The sequence below is a fragment of the Cupriavidus neocaledonicus genome (genome assembly GCF_000372525.1).
GTDB classification, from domain to species: domain Bacteria; phylum Pseudomonadota; class Gammaproteobacteria; order Burkholderiales; family Burkholderiaceae; genus Cupriavidus; species Cupriavidus neocaledonicus.
The window spans coordinates 62,882-84,380 of sequence record NZ_AQUR01000104.1 but is presented as its reverse complement, the minus strand read 5'-3'; the positions used below and the strand labels follow the sequence as shown (position 1 = coordinate 84,380).

Genomic DNA, 21,499 nt, shown 5'->3' with positions numbered 1-21,499 from the left:
CGGACCATTGTCATGAAATACCAGTCGACCCGCGGCCACGAGATGCCGCAATCGTTTTCCGAGATCCTGCTGGGCGGCCTGGCGCCGGACGGCGGCCTGTACCTGCCCGCGCAGTATCCGCAGGTCACGGCCGATGAGCTCGAAGCCTGGCGCAAGCTGCCGTATGCCGACCTGGCCTACGAGATCCTGCGCAAGTTCTGCGACGACATTCCGGCCGAGGACCTGCGCGCGCTGACGCGCAAGACCTATACCGCCGAGGTGTACTGCAACGCGCGCGCCGGCGACAACACCGCCGACATCACGCCGCTGCGCACGCTGGGCGAGGAAGGCGGCACGAAGCTGCAATTGCTGGGGCTGTCCAACGGCCCGACGCTGGCCTTCAAGGACATGGCGATGCAGCTGCTCGGCAACCTGTTCGAGTACGCGCTGGCGCGCGCCGGGCAGGAGCTGAACATCCTGGGCGCGACCTCGGGCGACACCGGCAGCGCCGCCGAATACGCGATGCGCGGCAAGCGCGGCATCCGCGTCTTCATGCTGAGCCCGCACCGCAAGATGAGCGCGTTCCAGACCGCGCAGATGTTCAGCCTGCAGGACCCGAACATCTTCAACATCGCCATCGAGGGCGTGTTCGACGACGCCCAGGACATCGTCAAGGCGGTCTCGAACGACCACGCCTTCAAGGCGCGCCAGAAGATCGGCACGGTCAACTCGATCAACTGGGCGCGCGTGGTGGCCCAGGTGGTGTACTACTTCAAGGGCTGGCTGCTGGCGACCGACGGTCCCGGCCAGAAGGTCTCGTTCTGCGTGCCCTCGGGCAACTTCGGCAACGTCTGCGCCGGCCATATCGCGCGCATGATGGGCTTGCCGATCGACAAGCTGGTGGTCGCCACCAACGAGAACGACGTGCTCGACGAGTTTTTCCGCACCGGCGCCTACCGCGTGCGCAAGTCGGCCGAGACCTACCACACCTCCAGCCCCAGCATGGACATCTCCAAGGCCTCGAACTTCGAGCGCTTTGTGTTCGACCTGCTGGGCCAGGATGCCGGCAAGCTGGCGGCGCTGTTCCGCGACGTGGAAGAGAAGGGCGGCTTCGACCTGGCGGGCACGCCGGAATTCGACCGCATCCGCCAGTTCGGCTTCGTCTCGGGACGCAGCACGCACGAGGACCGGCTGGCGACGATTCGCGACCTGTCGTCGCGCTATGGCGTCACCATCGATACCCATACCGCCGACGGCATCAAGGTGGCGCGCGAGCATCTCAGCGCGGGCGTGCCGATGGTGGTGCTGGAAACCGCGCTGCCGGCCAAGTTTGCCGACACCATCCGCGAGGCGCTGGGCCACGAGCCGGAGCGCCCGGCGAAGTTCGAGGGCATCGAGAGCCTGCCGCAGCGCTTCGAGGTGATGCCGGCCGACGCCGCGCAGGTGAAGGCCTATATCGCCCGCCACACCGGCCTGTAAGCGCGCAGGTGCGGAGCTCGGGACGTGGCTGCGGCGCCGCCGCGTGCCGGGTCCGGGCCAACTCGCTACAATCAGGCTGCGGGCCCGATCCACGGTCCCCGGATTGCCAGCCCCGCGCGGGTGCCGGCAATGCGCGGGCCGTTTTTCATGGGCCAACCCTTTCCCACATTGCACCATGACCCAAGCCGCAGCACCTTCCCGTCCCCCGATGCTGACCATGGCCCAGGCGCTCGACGCGCTGCTTGGCGCCGCCCGGCCGCTGGCGCAGGCGGAGACCATCGACACGCTCGCCGCCAACGGCCGCGTGCTGGCCGCGGCGGTGACGAGCACGCTGCGCGTGCCGCCGGCCGACAATACCTCGATGGACGGCTACGCGCTGCGCGCCGCCGAGGTGCCGGCCGAAGGCACGCGGCTGCGCGTGTCGCAACGGATTCCCGCCGGCCATGTCGGCACCGCGCTGGAGCCCGGCACCGCGGCGCGCATCTTCACCGGCGGGCTGATCCCGCCCGGCGCCGATGCCGTGGTGATGCAGGAGCAATGCACGGTCGAGGGCGACGACGTCATCGTCAACCACGTGCCGCAGTCCGGCGCATGGGTGCGGCGCGCCGGCGAGGACATCGAAGCCGGCAGCGTGATCCTGCCGGCCGGCACGCGGCTGACGCCGCAGGCGCTGGGCCTGGCCGCGTCGGTCGGCCAGGCGAAGCTGGAGGTGGTGCGCCGCGTGCGCGTCGCGGTGTTCTTCACCGGCGACGAACTGGCGATGCCGGGCGAGCCGCTCAAGCCGGGCGCGATCTACAACTCCAACCGCTTCACGCTGCGCGGCCTGCTCGAAAACCTCGGCTGCGAGGTCAGCGACTTCGGCATCGTGCCCGATACGCTGGCCGCCACGCGCGAGACGCTGCGCCGCGCGGCGCAGGGCCATGACCTGATCATCACCTCGGGCGGCGTCTCGGTCGGCGAGGAAGACCATATCAAGCCCGCGGTCGAGGCCGAAGGACGGCTCGACATGTGGCAGATCGCGATCAAGCCGGGCAAGCCGCTGGCATTCGGGCAGGTCGGCAGCGGCAGCGAGCCGGCGTTTTTCCTGGGGCTGCCGGGCAACCCCGTGTCCAGCTTCGTGACCTTCCTGCTGTTCGTGCGCCCGTTCATCCTGCGCCTGCAGGGCGTGGCCGAGGTCACGCCGCGGCGCCTGCCGCTGCGCGCCGATTTCGAGCTGAAGCAGGGCGACCGCCGCAACGAGTTCCTGCGCGCGCGCCTCAACGCCGAAGGCGGGCTGGACCTGTTCCCCAACCAGAGTTCGGGCGTGCTGACCTCCACCGTCTGGGGCGACGGCCTGATCGACAATCCGCCCAACCAGGCGATCGCGCGCGGCGACACCGTGCAGTTCATTCCGTTTGACGGCCTGCTCGCGTAGCGGCCGGCATGACCCGATGCAGAAGGCAGCGATGATCATCGAACTCCGATTCTTTGCCAGCGTGCGCGAACAGCTCGGCGTGTCCGCCGAGCGCGCCGACGTGCCGGCCGAGGTGCGCACCGTCGGCGCGCTGCGCCAGTGGCTGCGCCAGCGCGGCGGCGCCTGGGCCGAGACCCTGGCCGAGGGCCGCGCCTTGCGCATGGCCGTCGACCACGCCGTGGCGCGTGCCGATACCGCGCTTGCCGATGGCTGCGAAGTCGCGTTTTTCCCGCCCGTGACCGGAGGCTGAGATGAGCGTCAGGGTGCAGCGCGAGGATTTCGACCTGGGCGCCGAGGTCGCGGCACTGCGCGCCGATAACCCGCAGGTCGGCGCCGTGGCCAGCTTTATCGGCACCGTGCGCGATGTCAGCGAGGGCAGCGCCGTCAGCGCGATGGAGCTGGAGCATTACCCCGGCATGACCGAGAAGGCGCTGGCGCAGATCGAGGCGGCGGCGTGCGCGCGCTGGGAGCTGCTCGGTGTCACCATCATCCATCGCGTCGGCCCGCTGCTGCCGCTGGACCAGATCGTGCTGGTCGCGGTGGCATCGAAGCACCGCGGCAATGCCTTTGCCGCGTGCGAATTCATCATGGACTACCTCAAGTCCGAAGCGCCGTTCTGGAAGAAGGAAGAAACGCCGGAGGGCGCGCGCTGGGTCGACGCGCGGGTGACCGATGAAGACGCGCTCAAGCGCTGGGGCATCCAGTCGCTCAACGCCAGCGGCGAGGACCAGCCCTGATGGGGCCGTTGGGGTTTGTTGCCGTCGGCGTTGGCGCGGCGGCGGGGGCATGGCTGCGCTGGGGATTCTCGGTGCTGTGGAACGCCATCAACCCGGCGATGCCGTACGGCACGCTCGCGGCCAACCTGCTGGGCGGCTACCTGATCGGGGTGGCGGTCGGCTTCTTCGATACGCATGCCGCGCTGCCGCCGGAATGGCGCCTGCTGGCCATCACCGGCTTCCTCGGCGGGCTGACCACGTTCTCGACGTTCTCGAGCGAAGTCCTGGCCAACCTGCTCGCCGGCGACTACGGCTGGGCGGCGATGCACCTGCTGCTGCACCTCGGCGGCTCCTTGCTGCTGACCGCGCTGGGGCTCTGGACCTATCGCATGCTGGCCTGATCGGCATTCCGGATCAGGGCCAGCAGCGCGGCATTGAATGCCTGTGCCTGCTCCATATGCGGGCTGTGGCCGGCACCGGCCACCACGCTGAACCCCGCCGCCGGGTGCAAGGCCCGCGTGGCCATGCCCACCGCCGGCGCATACAGCCGGCTGGCCTCTCCATACAGGTGGAACAGCGGCAGGCGCGCCGTGCGCAGCGTATCGCGGAAATCCTGTCGCGCCATGTCTTCCCACAAGCTGGCCAGCGTTGCGGCATCGCACTGCTGCGCCATGTGCGCGATGCGCTGCGTCGCCGCCGCCTGCGGACGCCGGCCCGCCGCCCACAAGCCTGATGCCACCGACGGCGCCAGCCGCGGCCAGTCGGCGCGGACGCGCTCCGCCATCTGGCCGGCATGGGCCACGTCGTAATGGCCGTGCAGGCCGTGCGGCCAGCCCGGGTCGGTGACCATGCGGGGCGTCATGTCGATGCTGCCCACCGCCGCGAGCGGCAGCTGCGGCTGGTCGCGCAGCAGCGCCCAGGCCACCATCGCGCCCATCGACCAGCCCGCCACCACCACGTCAGCCAGCCCGAGGTACCCGACCAGCGCGGCCACGTCGCGTCCGAGCGCCGCGACGGTCGCGCCCGTGCGCTGCCGCGACAGGCCGTGCCCGGCATGGTCGGGGGCGATCACGCGGAAGCCGGCCAGCGCCAGCGCGCGCTGTCCGTCAAAGGCCGCGCCATTGACCGACCAGCCGTGCAGCAGCAGCAAGGGCCGTCCCTGGCCGACCTCGCGCCAGCCGGGCAGGGCGCCGCGCGCCGGATGGACCGCATAGGGCGGCGCGGCGGGGCTGGCAGGTACCGGATCGGGTGCGTCCAACGGCGTGTCTCGGCTGGCGTAAGGGGGGAGAAGGAGGAGAAGGGGGCCCGGCATGCCGCACCGGGTGAGGGTGCCCCTCTATTGACATCCACGGGACTCAATTTATACGATGAAACATGAATCAGATATCAGGTTTTGCCTGAATGTCGGTTCCCGGCGACGGCAGCGCGACGGCAGGGGCGGGGAGGCACCTGTTCCGCCCGCCTGGCGCCGGCAGCACAGGCAGCGGTCGGCATTTCCATGACAAGGCGCGCAGCGCCACCGGAGACAAGATGTCCACCACCCAGACTGGCGACACCGGCATGGCCGACGTCGACGCCACCGGCCCGGCCGGCGGCATGGGCCCGCCCAAGACCGCGCGCGGGCAGAAGACGCGCGAGGCGCTGCTGCGCGCCGCCGAAAAGGTCTTCGGCGAGAAGGGCTACTATGCCGCGTCGATCTCCGAGATCACGCAGGAAGCCAAGGTGGCGATGGGCACCTTCTACCTGTACTTCAAGGACAAGGAAGACATCTTCCGCGCGCTGGTCGGGCACATGCTGGAGCTGGTACGCGCGCACCTGCGCAAGCACGTGGCTGCCGCCGAAACCCAGATGGAGGCCGAGCGCCTGGGCCTGAAGGCGTTCCTGTCCTTCGTTTCGCGCCACAAGAACCTGTACCGGATCGTACTGGATTCTTATTCGGTCGACGAGACCATCTACAGCAGCTATTTCCAGGTATTCGCCGAGCTCTACAGCCGGCGCCTGACCCGTGCCGAAGAGCAGGGCGAAATCGTCCACGGCGATGCCGAGGTGCGCGCCTGGTGCCTGATCGGCATCAGCAATTTCCTCGGCATGCGCTATGCGCGCTGGAAGCGTCCGCCATCGATGGAGAAGGTGGTCGACACCGCGTTCGACCTGATCGCGCACGGCCTGCAGCCGCACCAGACGCGATAGGTGCGCCCGGCGCGAGCGCAGCCATCGCGCGCCAGCACCGGCCCGCATGCGCCGCCAGCCGGCATGCCCCGCCATTGCAGCAGGTTTCATCCCGACAAGCACAAACAAGACCGAACCCAGGAGACCGCAATGCATCGCAACCCCCACGCCCTACGGGCCCTGGCCCTGGCCGCCGCGCTGCTCGGCACCGGCGCCGCGCTGGCCAAGGACATCCGCATCGCCCACGTCTACGACAAGACCGGCGCGCTCGAGGCCTATGCCAAGCAGACCCAGACCGGCCTGATGATGGGCCTGGAGTACGCCACCAACGGCACCATGACCGTCAACGGCAACAAGCTGGTGGTGATCGAGAAAGACACCCAGGGCAAGCCGGACGTGGCCAAGGCGCAGCTGGCCGCGGCCTACAGCGACGACCGCGCCGACATCGCGGTGGGCCCGACGTCGTCCGGCACGGCGCTGGCGATGCTGCCGGTGGCCGAGGAATACAAGAAGGTGCTGCTGGTCGAGCCCGCCGTGGCCGACTCCATCACCGGCGACAAGTGGAACCGCTATATCTTCCGCACCGGCCGCAATTCGTCGCAGGACGCGATTTCCAATGCGGTGGCGCTGGACAAGCCGGGGGTGCAGATCGCCACGCTGGCGCAGGACTATGCCTTCGGCCGCGATGGCGTCAAGGCCTTCAAGGGGGCGCTCAAGCACGCCAGGATCGTGCACGAGGAATACCTGCCAACCAATACCACCGACTTCACCGCGGGCGCGCAGCGGCTGTTCGATTCGCTCAAGGACAAGCCCGGGCGCAAGGTGATCTTCGTCATCTGGGCCGGCGCCGGCAACCCGTTCAAGATCGCCGACCTGGACCCGAAACGCTACGGCATCGAGATCGCCACCGGCGGCAACATCCTGCCGGCGATGGCCAGCTACAAGAACTTCCCGGGCATGGAAGGGGCCACGTACTACTACTTCGGCATTCCCAAGAACAAGGCCAACGAGTGGCTGGTGTCCAACCACTACAGCAAATTCAAGGCGCCGCCTGATTTCTTCACCGCCGGCGGCATGAGCGCGGGCATCGCGCTGGTCGAAGCCCTGAAGAAGACGCATGGCGAGACCGGCAGCGAGAAGCTGATCGCGGCGATGGAAGGCATGTCGTTCGATACGCCCAAGGGCAGGATGACCTTCCGCAAGGAAGACCACCAGGCGATGCAGTCGATGTACCACTTCAAGATCAAGGTGGACCCGGCCTTTGCCTGGGGCGTGCCGGAACTCGTGCGCGAGATCAAGCCCGAGGAAATGAACGTGCCCGTGCGCAACCACCGCTGATGAACGCGCCAGCCTCCTTTGCCAGGACCGCGCCGGCGCCGTCGCAGCCGGCCGGCCAGCCCGCCGGCGCGGCGTCGTCCGCGGCGCGGCCGTTGCTGGAAACGCGCGGGCTCACCATCCGCTTTGGCGGCCACGTCGCCGTCAATGCGGTGTCGTGCGCGTTCCGGCCCGGCGAGCTGACCTGCATCGTCGGCCCCAACGGCGCCGGCAAGACCACGTATTTCAACCTGATCTCGGGGCAGTTGCCGCCCACTGCCGGGCAGATCGTGCTCGATGGCGAGGACGTGACGCGCCTGCCGGTGTCGCACAAGACCCGGCGCGGCATCGGCCGTGCGTTCCAGCTGACCAGCCTGTTCCCGCAGCTGTCGGTGCTCGAGAACGTGCGCCTGGCGGTGCAGGCGCGGCAGCAGCGCGGCATCGATTTGTTCTCGATGTGGTCGCGCCACCGCGACCTGCAGGCGCAGGCCATGGCCATCCTGGAACGGGTGGCGCTGGCCGGCAAGCGCCACCTGACGGTAGCATCGCTGCCGCACGGCGACCAGCGCAAGCTGGAGGTCGGCATCCTGCTGGCGCTGCAGCCGCGCGTGTTCATGTTCGACGAACCCACCGCGGGCATGAGCGTCGACGAAGTGCCGGTGATCCTGGACCTGATCCGCGAGATCCGCCAGGACCGCAGCAAGACCGTGCTGCTGGTCGAACACAAGATGGACGTGGTGCGCTCGCTGGCCGACCGCATCATCGTGCTGCACAACGGTGCGCTGGTGGCGGATGGTGACCCGGCCGAGGTGATCGCCTCGCCGGTGGTGCAGCAGGCCTACCTGGGCCTGCCGGAAGAGGAGGGCGACCATGCCTGATGCGACCGCGGCGCAGCCGATCCTGCAACTGCAGGGTGTGCAGACCCATATCGGCCCGTACCACATCCTGCATGGCGTCAGCTTCACGGTGCCGCGCGGCGGCGTGACCATGCTGCTGGGGCGCAACGGCGCCGGCAAGACCACCACGCTGCGCACCATCATGGGCCTGTGGCAGGCCAGCACCGGCACTGTCATTTTCAACGGCGCCGACATCACGCGCCGCGGCACGCCGGCGATCGCGCAGGCCGGCATTGCCTATGTGCCCGAGAACATGAGCGTGTTCTCCGACCTGACCGTGGCCGAGAACATGCGCCTGGCCGCCCGCACCGGCGCCATCGACGAACGCCGGCTGGACTGGGTGTTCCGCATGTTCCCGGCGCTGAAGACGTTCTGGCACCAGCGCGCGGGCGTGTTGTCGGGCGGGCAGAAGCAGATGCTGTCGGTGGCGCGCGCCATCATCGAGCCGCGCCAGCTGCTGATCGTCGACGAGCCGACCAAGGGGCTGGCGCCGGCGATCATCCAGAACATGATCCATGTGTTCCGCGAGCTGAAGCAGACCGAGGTGTCGATCCTGCTGGTGGAGCAGAATTTCCATATGGCGAAGTCGGTGGGCGATACCGTGGCGGTGATGGACGATGGCCGCACGGTGCATACCGGCACGATGGCGGCGCTGGCGGAGGATGAACGGTTGCAGCAGCAGCTGCTGGGGTTGTCGCTGGCGGCGCACCAGTAGCGAAAACGATCAGCGAGACCGATGGTTTGCTCTTCTCTCCCGCTTGCGGGAGAGGGAGCACACAGCACGCGGAAGAATCACCGCGGCAGGACGAGACACATGACAACTTCAACCACCTTGCCGGCCGCAACCCCGGCCGCACCGCCCGGCGTCCGCCTCGACTGGACCCCGCTCGCGCTGGCGCCGCTGTTGATGCTGCTGGCCTTTGCGCTGGTCGGCAGCCCGTCGACCTGGCTCACGCTGACCATTGCCGGCCTGGCGATGGGCATGATCATCTTCATGGTGTCGTCCGGCCTGACGCTGGTGTTCGGCCTGATGGACGTGCTCAACTTCGGCCATGGCGCGTTCATCGCACTGGGCGCCTATGTCGCGGCCTCGGTGCTGCTGCCGCTGGCGGGCTGGGTCGAGGCCGACAGCCTGGCGCTGAACCTGTCGGTGTTTGCCCTGGCGATCGCCGCGGCGATGGTGGCAGCCGGCGCGGTCGGGCTGTTCTTCGAGCGCGTGGTGGTGCGCCCGGTCTACGGCCAGCACCTGAAGCAGATCCTGATCACGATGGGCGGCATGATCGTCGCCGAGCAGCTGATCAAGGCGATCTGGGGCCCGGAGACCATCGCGCTGCAGGTGCCCACCACCTTCCGCGGCGCGGTGCTGCTCGGCGACGCGGCGATCGAGAAGTACCGGCTGATCGCGATGGCGCTGGGGCTGGTGATCTTCATCGCCATGCTGCTGCTGCTCAACCGCACCCGCATCGGCCTGCTGATCCGCGCCGGGGTGGAGAACCGCGAGATGGTCGAGGCGCTGGGCTACCGGGTGCGTCGCCTGTTCGTCGGCGTGTTCGTCGCCGGTGCGGCATTGGCGGGCCTGGGCGGCGTGCTGTGGGGCCTGTACCAGCAGAACATCACGGCGGCGATCGGTGCGCAGGTCAATGTGCTGATCTTCATCGTGATCATCATCGGCGGACTGGGTTCGACCACGGGGTGTTTCGTCGGCGCGCTGCTGGTGGGGCTGATGGCCAACTACACCGGCTTCCTGTTTCCCAAGGTGGCGCTGTTCTCCAACATCCTGCTGATGATGCTGATCCTGCTGTGGCGCCCGCAAGGGCTGTTCCCGGTGGCGCGGCGCTGAGGAGCACCACCATGATCCGACTTCTTTCCGGCGACCTGCCGCGCAGCCGCGTGCTGGCGGCGCTGCTGCTGCTGATCCTGGTGGCGCTGGCGTGCGCGCCGTTTGCGTTTCCCGGCGCGCGCGCGCTGAACATGGCGGCCAAGATCTGCATCTTCGTGGTGCTGGTGGCCAGCTATGACCTGCTGCTGGGCTATACCGGCATCGTCTCGTTTGCCCACACCATGTTCTTCGGCATCGGCGGCTATGGCGTGGCCATCGCCATGTCGCGCATGGAGCCGGGCTGGGGCGCATTACTGGCCGGCACGGCCGGCGCGCTGGCGGTGTCGGCGCTGCTGGCCTTCCTGGTCGGGCTGTTCTCGCTGCGGGTGCGGGCGATCTTCTTCGCCATGATCACGCTGGCGGTTGCCACCGCCTTCGCCACGCTGGTCTCGCAGCTGTCGGAGTGGACCGGCGGCGAGGACGGGCTGACCTTCAAGGTGCCGGAGGTGCTGCGTCCCGGCTTTACACTGGGCGACGCCGAATGGCTGGGCGTAGCGCTGAGCGGCAAGCTGCTCAGCTACTACCTGGTGTTCGCCGGCGCGCTGGTGCTGTTCCTGGCGCTGCTGCGCATCGTCAACTCGCCGTTCGGCCGGGTGCTGCAGGCGATCCGCGAGAACGACTTCCGCGCCGAGGCGATCGGCTACCGCACCGTGGTCTACCGCACGGTGTCGACGGTGCTGTCGGCCATGTTCGCCACGCTGGCGGGCGTGCTGATGGCAATCTGGTTGCGCTACAACGGCCCCGACACCTCGCTGTCGTTCGAGATCATGGTCGACATCCTGCTGATCGTGGTGATTGGCGGCATGGGCACGCTCTACGGCGCGGTGATCGGCACCGTGCTGTTCCTGCTGGCGCAGACCTACCTGCAGGACGTGATGAAGCTGGCCAGCGACGGCACCGCCGCGCTGCCGCTGCTGTCGGCGCTGCTGCATCCGGACCGCTGGCTGCTATGGCTGGGCCTGCTGTTCGTGCTGAGCGTCTATTATTTCCCGCAGGGCGTGGTGGGCCGGCTGCGCGGCAGCGGGCCGGTCCAGGACATCGCCAGCTGAGCGGAGGCTAGCCCATGTACGTCATCGACTGGCTGCACCGGAACGCGCAGCATTTCCCCGACAAGGTCGCGCTGGTGGACGTGGAAAGCGGCCGCCACGTGACCTATCGCCATGTCGACGAGCGTGCGAGCCGCTTTGCCGAATACCTGCGCGACCGGCTGCGGCTGGCACCGGGCACGCGCGTGGCGGTGCTGGCGCACAACAGCTCGGACTATCTCGAGATGCTGTATGGCTGCGCCAAGGCCGGCATGGTGATGGTGTGCCTGAACTGGCGCCTGCCCGCGGCCGAACTGCTGCCGATCCTGCACGACTGCACGCCGCAAGTGCTGGTGGCGGGCGACGGCTTCCTGGGCGTGGCGGCGGAACTGGCGCGTGCGGTGCCGCTGCGCGCGGTGCTGCACCTCGCCGATGACGAGGCCGCCGACGTGCCCGGCGGCTGGACCGAATACGAGGCCGTGCTCGATGCCGCGTCCGGCCGCATCATCGAGATGCCGTGCCGCGACGAGAGCGAAATCTGGCACCTGCTCTATACCTCCGGCACCACTGGCAAGCCCAAGGGCGTGATCCAGACCTACGGCATGGTCTTCTTCAACGCCGTCAACGCGATGCTGGCCAACCAGATCACCCGCGACGACGTGTTCCTCAACGTGCTGCCGTTCTTCCATACCGGCGGCCTGAACCTGTACGCCAACCCGGTGCTGCACGCCGGCGGCACGGTGCACATCATGCGGCAGTTCGAGCCGCAGGCCGTGCTGGCCCGGCTCGACCGCCGCAGCGGCGCGGGCATCACCATGTTCTTCGCGGTGCCGGCGGTGTACCTGTTCCTGAGCCAGCACCCGCGCTTCGCGCAGGCGGACCTGTCCGGCGTGCGCAATATGGCGGCGGGCGGCTCGCCGGTGCCCCGGCCCTTGCTGGAGGCCTACCTGGCCAAGGGCGTGACCATCCGCTTCGGTTTCGGCATGACCGAGACCGGCCCCACGGTCTTCGTTTGCGACGAGGACACCGCGCGCCGCAAGCTGGGCAGCATCGGCAAGCCGGTGGGGTCGATGCTGACCCGCATCGTCGATCCGCTCGGCGTGGACGTCGGCCCCGGCGAGCGCGGCGAACTGCTGATCAAGGGGCCGGGCGTGACGCCGGGCTACTGGAACCTGCCCGAAGCCACCGCGCAGGCGTTGCGCGACGGCTGGCTGCATTCCGGCGACATCGCCTATTGCGACGAGGACGGCGACTACTACATCGTCGACCGGGCCAAGGACATGTTTATCTCGGGCGGCGAGAACGTCTATCCGGCCGAGGTCGAGAGCGTGCTGTTCCAGTTGCCGGGCGTGGCCGAGGCCGCGGTGATCGGCACGCCGGACGCACGCTGGGGCGAGGTCGGCATGGCGCTGGTGGTGCTGCGTCCGGGTGCCACGCTGGACGCCGAGGCCGTGATCGCCCATTGCAAGGCACAACTGGCCGGCTACAAGGTGCCGCGTGCGGTGCGCTTCCTCGAGGCGTTGCCGCGCACGCCGTCCGGCAAGGTGGAAAAGCACAAGCTGCGTGCCGGCTTTAACGGAAAGGGCAGCTGATAGCAGGCACCGGTTTGCCGTGGCCCGCGATGTTCGCAACCGCAGTTCCCGCAGTTCCCGCAGTCTTCCATTGACGAAGGTCTCGACGGCCCCGGCGCGGGGCGACACAAGGAGGTTGACATGCAATCCACGCAGCATTCGCCGCGGCGGCACCGCGGCCTCGGGCTCACGGCGCTGGCGGCGGCCGCATCGATGCTGGCCGCATGCGGGTCCAGCGACGACGACAACGGCAATGGCGGCAAGCCCAATACCAAGCCGGCTTATATCGGCGCGGTCACCATCAGCAGCTACGACGGCGCCACCGACGACCTGCTGACCGCAGGGCTGGGCAAGGACGGACTGGCCAGCAGCACGGCGCCGCTGCCGCTCAACCCGGCCGCGCCCACCGCGGCGGAGCTGCGGCGCTATGCGATCTATACCAACTATCGCGCCATTGTCGATACCAGCGCCGGCGGCGGCTACGGCTCGCTCTACGGGCCCAACGTCGACGCCCAGGGCAATGTCACGGCGTCGGAGGGCAAGGTCGCGGGCGTCGAGTACGTAGCTTACTCCGACGACGGCTCGAGTCAGCAGAACGTGACCATGCTGGTGCAGATACCGACCACGTTCAACCCCGCCCGGCCATGCCTGATCACCGCGACCTCGTCGGGCTCGCGCGGCGTCTATGGGGCCATCGGCACCGGCGAATGGGGCCTGAAACGCGGCTGCGCGGTGGCCTATACCGACAAGGGCACCGGCGCCGCCCCGCATGACCTCGATACCGACACGGTGCCGCTGATCGACGGTACCCGCACCACGCGCGCGGCCGCCGGCAAGAACGCGCACTTCGCCGCGCCGGCCGGGGCCACCTCGCTGGAGGAATTCACCGCCGCCAACCCGCACCGGCTGGCGTTCAAGCACGCGCATTCGCGGCGCAATCCGGAGAAGGACTGGGGCAAGTTCACGCTGCAGGCGGTGGAGTTCGCGCTGTGGGCCATCAATGACCGCTTCGGCGCCGTGTCGGCCAACGGCACGCGCCAGCGCACGCTGGACCCGGACAAGGTGCTGGTGATCGCATCGAGCGTGTCCAATGGCGGCGGCGCTGCCGTGGCTGCCGCCGAGCAGGATGCCGGCGGCCTGATCGATGGCGTGGCGGTGGCCGAGCCCAACCTGAACATGCCGCCCAACACCGGCATCGTGGTGCGTCGCGGCGCGGCGCAGGTGGCGGCGTCGGGGTTGACGCTGTATGACTACACCACCACGGCCAACCTGCTGCAGCACTGCGCCGGGCGCGCCACCGCGCTGACCCAGGCGCCGTTCTACAACAACCCCGCCATGGCGCCGTTCTTCGCCGCGCGCTGCCAGACGCTGGCCGAGAAAGGACTGGTCACCGGCGCCAACACCGACCAGCAGAGCGCCAGCGCGCTGCAGGCGCTGCGTGCCGCCGGCTGGGAAGCGGAATCGGATGACCTGCACCCGTCGCTGGCCGCGTTCGACGTGGCGGCCGCGATCTCGGTCACCTATGCCAACGCCTATGCGCAGGCCAGCGTGACCGACCGGCTGTGCGGCTACAGCTTTGCCGCCACGCTGACCGACCTGAAGCCCGCCGCGATCGCACCGGCCGCGCTGGCGTCGATGTATGCCACTGGCAATGGCATTCCGCCGCAGGCACCGGTCCAGCTGATCAACGACCGCGATCCGCAGCACGGGCCATACCTGAACCTGCCGTCAGTGTCCGCCTCGACCCAGCGCGCCGACCTCAACTACGACGGCGCCAGCTGCCTGCGCAACCTGCTGACCGGATCCGATGCCGCGGCACTCGCGCTGCAGGCCGGCCAGGCGCTGACGCTGCGCAACGGCAATCTGCGCGGCAAACCGGCGCTGATCGTGCATGGGCGCAGCGACGCGCTGCTGCCGGTCAACCATACCTCGCGCCCCTACCTCGGCCTGAATCGCCAGCAGGAGGGCGTGACCAGCAAGCTGTCCTACGTGGAGGTCGAGAACGCACAGCATTTCGATGCCTTCATCGGCGTGGTGCCGGGCTACAGCAACCGCTATGTGCCGCTGCACGTCTACCTGAACCGCGCCCTGGACGCGGTCTACGACAACCTGACCGCCGGCAGGGCGCTGCCGCCGTCGCAGGTGGTGCGGACCACGCCGCGCGGCGGCACCCTCAACACTCCGGCGCCGGCGCTGCTGCCCTCCAACGTGCCGCCGTTCGCCGCCACGCCGGCGCCCGGCAATGCCATCACCGTCAGCGCCAATACCGTACAGGTGCCTGACTGATGCACGACGACCCGCCGCGCGTGCTGTCGCAGCGCGATTTCGACCGCTTCGCCGCGCTGTCGCGCGACGACAACCCGATCCACTGCGATCCGGCCTTTGCCCGTGGCACCCATTTCGGTGCCACGGTGGCGCACGGCATGTTGCTGTTCTCGCTGCTGTGCGCGCACAGCGCGCGGCAACTGCCGGGGCCGGCCTTGCCGGTCGCGCAGACGCTGATGTTCCCGGCGCCGGCGTTCGTCGGCGACGCGGTGCATTTCGCGCTGTCCGCGCAGCCGGCGCCCGCCGGGCTTGCCGCCTACGCCACCACGGTAAGCAGTGCGGGCGGGCCCGGCCAGGCGCCGCGGGTGACGGCCGTCGGCGAGTCGCGCTGGCTGGCGGACGCGGGTCCTGCCGCACTGGCCGGCCAGCCTGACGCGGCGGACCCCGTTGCACGGCACGGCGACGCGGTCCTGTACGGCCTGCGTCCGGGCCAGCAGGCGGCAGCGGTGCGGGCCTTTACCGCGGCGGACCTGGACGAGTACATCGCGCTGACCGGCGATGCCAATCCGTTCCATGCCGATGCCGGCTTCGCCCGCGCGCGGGGCTTCGCCGGCGTGCTGGTGCCGTTGCCATTGCTGGCCGGCATGTTCTCCGACCTGCTCGGTACCCGGCTGCCCGGCCGCGGCACCGGCTGGATGAAGCAGTCGCTGCGGCTGGCGGCGCCGGCCCGGCTGGACGAGCCGCTGACGGCGCGGGTGCGCATCGTGCGGCTGCGTGCGGACAAGGATCTCGTCAACCTGGCCAGCGTGGTCACCGGCGCGGACGGCCGGGTGGTGGTGCAGGGCGAAGCGCTGGTGCTGGTGCGCAACCTGGCGGACAAGGGCGCCGGCCGGGCAGTGTAGCGGGCGCGCGTATCGCGGGCATCACATGGTGCCGCGCCGAATTGCCGGCGCCGCGCCATGCCGGTGGCGCGCAATTCCGCGCGGCATGCGGCCTTGAAATGTCACCGCAAAGCCTTATCTTTCGGTATGACATCGAGTGTCCGGCAGGGCATACGGGCGCGGCGGCAAGCACGGCCTGCGCCAGCGCCCCCGCATCAGGACACGACCTATCCGAGAGAGGGAATCCTTATGCGTCTTGACAAGCTGACCACCCGGTTCCAGGAAGCGCTGGCTGATGCGCAGAGCCTGGCGCTGGCCAACGACAACCAGTACATCGATCCGCAGCACGTGCTGCGCGCCCTGCTGGCGCAGGACGACGGCGCCGCCAAGGCGTTGCTGGCGCGCGCCGGCGTCAACGTGCAGGGCCTGCAGACGGCGCTGGACGCGGCCATCAAGCGCCTGCCGCAGGTGCAGGGCAACAGCGAGGTCCAGATCGGCCGCGAGCTGGTGAACCTGCTCAATGCCACCGAGAAGGAAGCGATCAAGCGCGGCGACCAGTTCATCGCCAGTGAGCTGTTCCTGCTCGCCGTCGCCGACGACAAGGGCGACGCCGGCCGCCTCGCGCGCGAGCACGGGCTCAACCGCAAGTCGCTCGAGTCGGCGATCCAGGCGGTGCGCGGCGGCGATTCGGTCAACAGCGCCGAGGCCGAAGGCCAGCGCGAAGCCCTGAAGAAATACACCATCGACCTGACCGAGCGCGCCCGCATCGGCAAGCTCGATCCCGTGATCGGCCGCGACGACGAAATCCGCCGCGCGATCCAGATCCTGCAGCGCCGCACCAAGAACAACCCGGTGCTGATCGGCGAGCCGGGCGTGGGCAAGACCGCCATCGTCGAAGGCCTGGCGCAGCGCATCGTCAACGGCGAGGTGCCGGAAAGCCTGAAGAACAAGCGCGTGCTGGTGCTGGACATGGCCGGCCTGCTGGCCGGCGCCAAGTATCGCGGCGAGTTCGAGGAACGGCTCAAGGCGGTGCTGAACGACGTCGCCAAGGACGAAGGCCAGACCATCGTCTTCATCGACGAGATCCACACCATGGTCGGCGCCGGCAAGGCCGAGGGCGCGATCGACGCGGGCAACATGCTCAAGCCGGCGCTGGCGCGCGGCGAGCTGCACTGCATCGGCGCGACCACGCTGGACGAATACCGCAAGTACATCGAGAAGGATGCCGCGCTCGAGCGCCGCTTCCAGAAGGTGCTGGTCGACGAGCCGAGCGTGGAAGCCACCATCGCCATCCTGCGCGGCCTGCAGGAAAAGTACGAGCTGCACCACGGTGTCGAAATCACCGACCCGGCCATCGTCGCCGCGGCGGAGCTGTCGCATCGCTATATCACCGACCGCTTCCTGCCCGACAAGGCCATCGACCTGATCGACGAGGCCGCCGCGCGCATCAAGATGGAAATCGATTCCAAGCCGGAGTCGATGGACAAGCTCGAGCGCCGCACCATCCAGCTGAAGATCGAGCGCGAGGCGGTCAAGAAAGAGACCGACGAAGCCTCGCTCAAGCGCCTGGAGCTGATCGAGCAGGAAATCGCGCGCCTGGAGAAGGAGTACGCTGACCTTGACGAGATCTGGAAGGCCGAGAAGGGCGCCGCGCAAGGCACGGCCGCGCTGAAGGAAGAGATCGAGAAGGTCAAGCTCGAGATCGCCAAGCTGCAGCGCGAAGGCAAGCTCGACAAGGTGGCAGAGCTGCAGTACGGCAGGCTGCCGGGCCTGGAAGGCAAGCTCAAGGCCGCGACCGATGCCGAGGAGCGCGAGCAGAAGCAGCCCAACAAGCTGCTGCGCACGCAGGTGGGCGCCGAGGAAATCGCCGAGGTGGTCAGCCGCGCGACCGGCATCCCGGTCTCGAAGATGATGCAGGGCGAGCGCGAGAAGCTGCTGAAGATGGAAGAGCGCCTGCATGCGCGCGTGGTCGGCCAGGACGAGGCCGTGCGGCTGGTGTCCGACGCCATCCGCCGTTCGCGTGCCGGGCTGGCCGACGAGAACAAGCCCTATGGCTCGTTCCTGTTCCTGGGCCCGACCGGCGTCGGCAAGACCGAGCTGTGCAAGGCGCTGGCGGAGTTCATGTTCGATTCGGAAGAGCACCTGATCCGTATCGACATGAGCGAGTTCATGGAGAAGCACAGCGTCAGCCGCCTGATCGGCGCGCCGCCCGGATACGTGGGCTACGAGGAAGGAGGCTACCTGACCGAAGCCGTGCGCCGCAAGCCGTACAGCGTGGTGCTGCTCGACGAAGTCGAGAAGGCCCACCCGGACGTCTTCAACGTGCTGCTGCAGGTGCTGGACGACGGCCGCCTGACCGATGGCCAGGGCCGCACCGTCGACTTCAAGAACACGGTGATCGTGATGACCTCCAACCTCGGTTCGCAGATCATCCAGTCGATGGCCGGTGAGCCGCAGGAAGCGATCAAGGGCGCGGTCTGGCAGGAAGTGCGCACGCATTTCCGGCCGGAGTTCCTCAACCGGATCGATGAAGTCGTGGTGTTCCACGCGCTCGACCAGAAGCATATCGAGTCGATCGCACGCATCCAGCTGCAGCGCCTGCAGGCCCGCCTGGCCCGCATGGACATGACGCTGGAGGTCAGCGACCAGGCGCTGGAGAAGATCGCCAGCGCGGGCTACGACCCGGTGTTCGGGGCGCGTCCGCTCAAGCGCGCGATCCAGCAGCAGATCGAGAACCCGGTGGCACGAGCCATTCTCGAAGGCAAGTTCGCCGCCAAGGACGTGGTGCCGGTGGATTACGCCGACGGGGAGTTTACGTTCGGGCGGAAGCTGGACTGAGGCTGCTTGCGCCTCCCTTTACAGGGGAGGCGTGGACAAGCGTTGCTCCACACAATCCCTGCGCGCAAGCGCAGGGATTTTTTCTTTCTGCTCGCCGTGTAATGCGGTCCGCAGCCGTGCAAATATTTCACGCGGCAGTGGGGACGGCGCTACGGCCGTCAACGGATTGCAGGGTGATGCCGAGTGGCACGCTTTTCGCGTTGCAAAAGGGTTGAGTTTCCCTACAAGGCGCTGCGCCCACGCAGCCCCCATCCCCCCAGGAGCCCTTTATGAACGACAAGCCTTTCCTCACAGACGTCAAGACCCTGCGTGAGCGTGCGCGGCAGCACATCGACGAAGGGGCGGTGACCGCGGGCTACGCCGCGGATCGCGACACCGTGCTGAAGCTGCTCAACGACGCGCTGGCTACCGAACTGGTCTGCGTGTTGCGCTACCGGCGCCACTACTTCATGGCCAAGGGGCCGAACTCGAAGAGCGTGGCCGATGAATTCCTGGCGCATTCGAATGAAGAGCAGGGCCACGCCGACCAGATTGCCGAGCGCATCGTGCAACTGGGCGGCGAGCCCGACTTTGCCCCGGACGGGCTGACCAGCCGCTCGCATGCGGAGTATGTGGCCGGCACCTCGCTGACCGACATGATCAGGGAAGACCTGGTGGCCGAGCGCATTGCCATCGACAGCTACCGGGAAATCATCCGGTTCCTGGGCGAGCGCGACCCGACTTCGCGCCGGCTGATGGAATCGATCCTGGCCGTGGAAGAGGAGCATGCCGACGAAATGGCCGACCTGCTGAGCCGGCAGGGCGGCGGCTGATGCGATTGTCGCGCAATTGATATGGGTCAAGCCGCGACGGCGGCCGGCCCGATAAGATCTGCGCTGTCATGGAGATGCGGGGGCGCTCTTCATGACTTGTCTACCCGTTTCCGGAATGGAAACTTCGCCCGCACCGGTTTGCCGGTGCGGGCGTTTTCTTTTGGGTGTGCCGCTTGCGCCACTTGTGCGCACCCTTGCGCGCCGTTATGCACCCTGTGTCGGGTATGCCCATATTTCCGCCGCATCTTATGCAGAAAACGGCGAAGGATCGGCGAAACCCTTCGTTCCGTTCGCCATGCCCCGTCGGTAGTCTTGCTCCTGATACCAGCCCGCCCGTCCGGCGGGCCACGCAAACAGGCGCAAGGCGCCATCCACGACACTGACGGGAGCAACACAAGATGATCCGCAAACTGGCCATCGGCCTGGCCGTCCTGGCAGCTTTCAGCGCGGCACAGACCGCGAGCGCTGCCAACCTGCTGAACGTTTCCTACGATCCGACGCGCGAACTGTATGTCGATGTCAATGCCGCCTTCGCCAAGGCCTGGAAGGCCCAGGGCGGCGACGCCGTGAGCGTGCGCCAGTCGCACGGCGGCTCGGGCAAGCAGGCACGCTCGGTGATCGACGGGCTCGACGCCGACGTGGTCACGCTGGCGCTGGGCTACGACATCGATGCCATCGCCGAGAAGGGCCTGATCAAGCCGGACTGGCAGAAGCGCCTGCCGCACAACGCCTCGCCGTACACCTCGACCATCGTGTTCCTGGTGCGCAAGGGCAATCCCAAGGGCATCAAGGACTGGGGCGACCTGGTCAAGCCCGGGGTGCAGGTGATCACCCCCAACCCCAAGACCTCGGGCGGCGCGCGCTGGAACTATCTGGCGGCGTGGGGCTATGCGCTGCGCCAGCCGGGCGGCAACGACGCCAAGGCGCGCGAGTTCGTCGGCGAACTGCTCAAGCACGTGCCGGTGCTGGATTCGGGCGCGCGCGGCGCCACTACCACCTTTGTCGAGCGCGGGCTGGGCGATGTGCTGATCGCGTGGGAGAACGAAGCCATCCTGGCGATCAAGGAGCTGGGCCCGGACAAGTTCGACATCGTCGCGCCGTCGGTGTCGATCCTGGCGGAGCCGCCGGTGGCCGTGGTCGACAAGGTGGTCGACAAGAAGGGCACGCGCAAGGCGGCCGAGGCCTATTTGCAGTTCCTGTACACCGACGAAGGGCAGGAGATCGCGGCGAAGAACTACTACCGCCCGATCTCGCAGAAGGTCGCGGCCAAGTACGCCGCCAATTTCCCCAAGGTGAAGCTGTTCACCATCGACGAGGTCTTCGGCGGCTGGCAAAAGGCGCAGAAGACCCACTTCGCCGATGGCGGTTCGTTCGACCAGATCTACCAGCCCGGCAAGAAGTAAAAACCCGGGACCGGCGCACCCGGCCGCGTGGGGCGGCCGCGGCGCCGGCCGGTCCCCCAGAACAAGGAAGCCCGATGTCCATCCTGACGCTCTCCGGCAGTCCGTCGGCCCAGTCCCGCTCCGGTCTCGTACTGGCGCACCTGCGCACGGCGCTCGAGGCTGCCGGCGAACGCACCCGCCACCTCGACCTGCGCGAGCTTCCGGCCGGGCCGCTGCTGGCCGCGCGCACGGACGACCCGGCCATCGACGGCGCCACGCGTGCCGTGGCGCAGGCACAGGTAGTGGTACTGGCCACGCCGGTCTACAAGGCCGCCTACAGCGGCCTGCTCAAGGCCTTCCTGGACCTGCTGCCGCAGAACGGGCTGCGCGACAAGATCGTGCTGCCGATCGCCACCGGCGGCAGCCTGGCGCATGCGCTGGCGATCGACTACGCGCTGCGGCCGGTGCTGGCCGCGCTCGGTTCGCGCCAGATCCTGCCCGGCATCTTTGCCGTGGACCAGCAGATCGAAGCGGTCGATGCCGCCGGCGCGCGCCAGGCGCGCTTCGATGCCGCGCTGACGGCGCGGCTCGACGAAGGCGTGCTGCGCGTGCGCGATGCGCTGGCGCATGCCCGCATCGAGGTGCCGCTCGACGTGGTGCCGGGCGCCTATGTCCGGCACGCCGCCGCGAGCGCGGTGGCCGAGCGATGTTCCGCCTGAACTGATGGCTTGACTGTAGTGGCGCCGGCCAGCCCGGCGCAACGGCAGCAACGCGATGCCGCCCGCCACGCGGGGCCGGCAGGGCGACGTGCTGCCGCAACCATCCCGGACATCGATCGCG

General features: G+C 68.4%; 19 protein-coding genes. 18 read left to right on the top strand and 1 reads right to left on the bottom strand.

The window, feature by feature from the left end:
* Nucleotides 1-12: 12 nt before the first annotated feature.
* The 5 genes from thrC to crcB all read left to right on the top strand — a co-directional run bounded on the left by thrC (nucleotide 13) and on the right by crcB (nucleotide 4,028).
* Complete coding sequence (gene thrC / locus A3AG_RS0123010) at nucleotides 13-1,458, top strand: threonine synthase (RefSeq protein WP_018007694.1); 1,446 nt, start codon at nucleotides 13-15, stop codon at nucleotides 1,456-1,458.
* Between the two features lie 175 nt (nucleotides 1,459-1,633).
* The gene (locus A3AG_RS0123005) at nucleotides 1,634-2,872 is read left to right on the top strand and encodes a molybdopterin molybdotransferase MoeA (RefSeq protein WP_018007693.1); all 1,239 of its coding nucleotides are present in this window, start codon (nucleotides 1,634-1,636) and stop codon (nucleotides 2,870-2,872) included.
* A 31-nt stretch (nucleotides 2,873-2,903) separates the two neighbouring features.
* Nucleotides 2,904-3,161, top strand: a complete 258-nt coding sequence (moaD, locus tag A3AG_RS0123000) for a molybdopterin converting factor subunit 1 (protein ID WP_026164419.1) — start codon at nucleotides 2,904-2,906, stop codon at nucleotides 3,159-3,161.
* Nucleotide 3,162: 1 nt separating this feature from the next.
* Nucleotides 3,163-3,648: a molybdopterin synthase catalytic subunit MoaE gene (gene moaE / locus A3AG_RS0122995; RefSeq protein WP_018007691.1), complete on the top strand. Its 486-nt coding sequence runs from the start codon at nucleotides 3,163-3,165 to the stop codon at nucleotides 3,646-3,648.
* Nucleotides 3,648-4,028: a fluoride efflux transporter CrcB gene (gene crcB / locus A3AG_RS0122990; RefSeq protein ID WP_026164418.1), complete on the top strand. Its 381-nt coding sequence runs from the start codon at nucleotides 3,648-3,650 to the stop codon at nucleotides 4,026-4,028. The genes moaE and crcB overlap by 1 nt, the downstream gene beginning before the upstream one ends.
* Here crcB and A3AG_RS31920 read toward each other — a convergent pair.
* Entirely contained in the window at nucleotides 4,010-4,885 is an 876-nt protein-coding gene (locus A3AG_RS31920) for an alpha/beta fold hydrolase (protein WP_035849491.1), read from the bottom strand. The genes crcB and A3AG_RS31920 overlap by 19 nt on opposite strands.
* A gap of 272 nt (nucleotides 4,886-5,157) precedes the next feature.
* On the opposite strand from A3AG_RS31920, the gene A3AG_RS0122980 reads away from it, so the two are divergent.
* The 13 genes from A3AG_RS0122980 (at nucleotide 5,158) to ssuE (ending at nucleotide 21,378) form a co-directional block, all read left to right on the top strand.
* A complete protein-coding gene (locus A3AG_RS0122980) occupies nucleotides 5,158-5,817 on the top strand; it encodes a TetR/AcrR family transcriptional regulator (protein ID WP_026164417.1) in 660 nt (219 codons plus the stop codon).
* A gap of 129 nt (nucleotides 5,818-5,946) precedes the next feature.
* The gene (locus tag A3AG_RS0122975; protein ID WP_018007689.1) at nucleotides 5,947-7,134 is read left to right on the top strand and encodes a substrate-binding domain-containing protein; all 1,188 of its coding nucleotides are present in this window, start codon (nucleotides 5,947-5,949) and stop codon (nucleotides 7,132-7,134) included.
* Between the two features lie 92 nt (nucleotides 7,135-7,226).
* Nucleotides 7,227-7,988 (top strand): ABC transporter ATP-binding protein, encoded by a 762-nt coding sequence (locus A3AG_RS0122970; protein WP_026164416.1) that lies wholly within the window; start codon nucleotides 7,227-7,229, stop codon nucleotides 7,986-7,988.
* Nucleotides 7,981-8,721, top strand: a complete 741-nt coding sequence (locus tag A3AG_RS0122965) for a branched-chain amino acid ABC transporter ATP-binding protein (protein ID WP_018007687.1) — start codon at nucleotides 7,981-7,983, stop codon at nucleotides 8,719-8,721. The genes A3AG_RS0122970 and A3AG_RS0122965 overlap by 8 nt, the downstream gene beginning before the upstream one ends.
* Before the next feature lie 99 nt (nucleotides 8,722-8,820).
* Nucleotides 8,821-9,846, top strand: coding sequence for a branched-chain amino acid ABC transporter permease (locus A3AG_RS0122960; RefSeq protein ID WP_018007686.1), 1,026 nt, complete (start codon nucleotides 8,821-8,823; stop codon nucleotides 9,844-9,846).
* Between the two features lie 11 nt (nucleotides 9,847-9,857).
* Nucleotides 9,858-10,934: a branched-chain amino acid ABC transporter permease gene (locus tag A3AG_RS0122955; protein WP_018007685.1), complete on the top strand. Its 1,077-nt coding sequence runs from the start codon at nucleotides 9,858-9,860 to the stop codon at nucleotides 10,932-10,934.
* Nucleotides 10,935-10,948: 14 nt separating this feature from the next.
* Nucleotides 10,949-12,502 carry an acyl-CoA synthetase gene (locus A3AG_RS0122950; protein WP_018007684.1) on the top strand — a complete coding sequence of 518 codons (1,554 nt, stop codon included), beginning with the start codon at nucleotides 10,949-10,951 and terminating at the stop codon, nucleotides 12,500-12,502.
* 120 nt (nucleotides 12,503-12,622) lie between these two features.
* The gene (locus A3AG_RS0122945; RefSeq protein WP_018007683.1) at nucleotides 12,623-14,767 is read left to right on the top strand and encodes a D-(-)-3-hydroxybutyrate oligomer hydrolase; all 2,145 of its coding nucleotides are present in this window, start codon (nucleotides 12,623-12,625) and stop codon (nucleotides 14,765-14,767) included.
* A complete protein-coding gene (locus A3AG_RS0122940; protein WP_018007682.1) occupies nucleotides 14,767-15,648 on the top strand; it encodes a MaoC/PaaZ C-terminal domain-containing protein in 882 nt (293 codons plus the stop codon). The genes A3AG_RS0122945 and A3AG_RS0122940 overlap by 1 nt, the downstream gene beginning before the upstream one ends.
* Before the next feature lie 228 nt (nucleotides 15,649-15,876).
* Complete coding sequence (gene clpB / locus A3AG_RS0122935) at nucleotides 15,877-18,465, top strand: ATP-dependent chaperone ClpB (protein WP_018007681.1); 2,589 nt, start codon at nucleotides 15,877-15,879, stop codon at nucleotides 18,463-18,465.
* Nucleotides 18,466-18,734: 269 nt separating this feature from the next.
* Nucleotides 18,735-19,277 (top strand): ferritin-like domain-containing protein, encoded by a 543-nt coding sequence (locus A3AG_RS0122930; RefSeq protein ID WP_018007680.1) that lies wholly within the window; start codon nucleotides 18,735-18,737, stop codon nucleotides 19,275-19,277.
* Between the two features lie 398 nt (nucleotides 19,278-19,675).
* Complete coding sequence (locus tag A3AG_RS0122925; RefSeq protein WP_018007679.1) at nucleotides 19,676-20,680, top strand: sulfate ABC transporter substrate-binding protein; 1,005 nt, start codon at nucleotides 19,676-19,678, stop codon at nucleotides 20,678-20,680.
* A gap of 74 nt (nucleotides 20,681-20,754) precedes the next feature.
* The gene (gene ssuE, locus A3AG_RS0122920) at nucleotides 20,755-21,378 is read left to right on the top strand and encodes an NADPH-dependent FMN reductase (RefSeq protein ID WP_018007678.1); all 624 of its coding nucleotides are present in this window, start codon (nucleotides 20,755-20,757) and stop codon (nucleotides 21,376-21,378) included.
* Nucleotides 21,379-21,499 lie beyond the last annotated feature (121 nt).

Bases quoted from the DNA above. Each gene is read 5' to 3' on its own strand.
- A3AG_RS0122960 (WP_018007686.1), top strand. From the start codon at position 8,821: ATGACAACTTCAACCACCTTGCCGGCCGCAACCCCGGCCGCACCGCCC.
- A3AG_RS0122980 (WP_026164417.1), top strand. From the start codon at position 5,158: ATGTCCACCACCCAGACTGGCGACACCGGCATGGCCGACGTCGACGCC.
- A3AG_RS0122955 (WP_018007685.1), top strand. From the start codon at position 9,858: ATGATCCGACTTCTTTCCGGCGACCTGCCGCGCAGCCGCGTGCTGGCG.
- moaE (WP_018007691.1), top strand. From the start codon at position 3,163: ATGAGCGTCAGGGTGCAGCGCGAGGATTTCGACCTGGGCGCCGAGGTC.
- ssuE (WP_018007678.1), top strand. From the start codon at position 20,755: ATGTCCATCCTGACGCTCTCCGGCAGTCCGTCGGCCCAGTCCCGCTCC.
- clpB (WP_018007681.1), top strand. From the start codon at position 15,877: ATGCGTCTTGACAAGCTGACCACCCGGTTCCAGGAAGCGCTGGCTGAT.
- A3AG_RS0122925 (WP_018007679.1), top strand. From the start codon at position 19,676: ATGATCCGCAAACTGGCCATCGGCCTGGCCGTCCTGGCAGCTTTCAGC.
- A3AG_RS0122930 (WP_018007680.1), top strand. From the start codon at position 18,735: ATGAACGACAAGCCTTTCCTCACAGACGTCAAGACCCTGCGTGAGCGT.
- A3AG_RS0122950 (WP_018007684.1), top strand. From the start codon at position 10,949: ATGTACGTCATCGACTGGCTGCACCGGAACGCGCAGCATTTCCCCGAC.
- moaD (WP_026164419.1), top strand. From the start codon at position 2,904: ATGATCATCGAACTCCGATTCTTTGCCAGCGTGCGCGAACAGCTCGGC.
- A3AG_RS0122940 (WP_018007682.1), top strand. From the start codon at position 14,767: ATGCACGACGACCCGCCGCGCGTGCTGTCGCAGCGCGATTTCGACCGC.
- thrC (WP_018007694.1), top strand. From the start codon at position 13: ATGAAATACCAGTCGACCCGCGGCCACGAGATGCCGCAATCGTTTTCC.
- A3AG_RS0123005 (WP_018007693.1), top strand. From the start codon at position 1,634: ATGACCCAAGCCGCAGCACCTTCCCGTCCCCCGATGCTGACCATGGCC.
- A3AG_RS0122945 (WP_018007683.1), top strand. From the start codon at position 12,623: ATGCAATCCACGCAGCATTCGCCGCGGCGGCACCGCGGCCTCGGGCTC.
- A3AG_RS0122965 (WP_018007687.1), top strand. From the start codon at position 7,981: ATGCCTGATGCGACCGCGGCGCAGCCGATCCTGCAACTGCAGGGTGTG.
- crcB (WP_026164418.1), top strand. From the start codon at position 3,648: ATGGGGCCGTTGGGGTTTGTTGCCGTCGGCGTTGGCGCGGCGGCGGGG.
- A3AG_RS0122975 (WP_018007689.1), top strand. From the start codon at position 5,947: ATGCATCGCAACCCCCACGCCCTACGGGCCCTGGCCCTGGCCGCCGCG.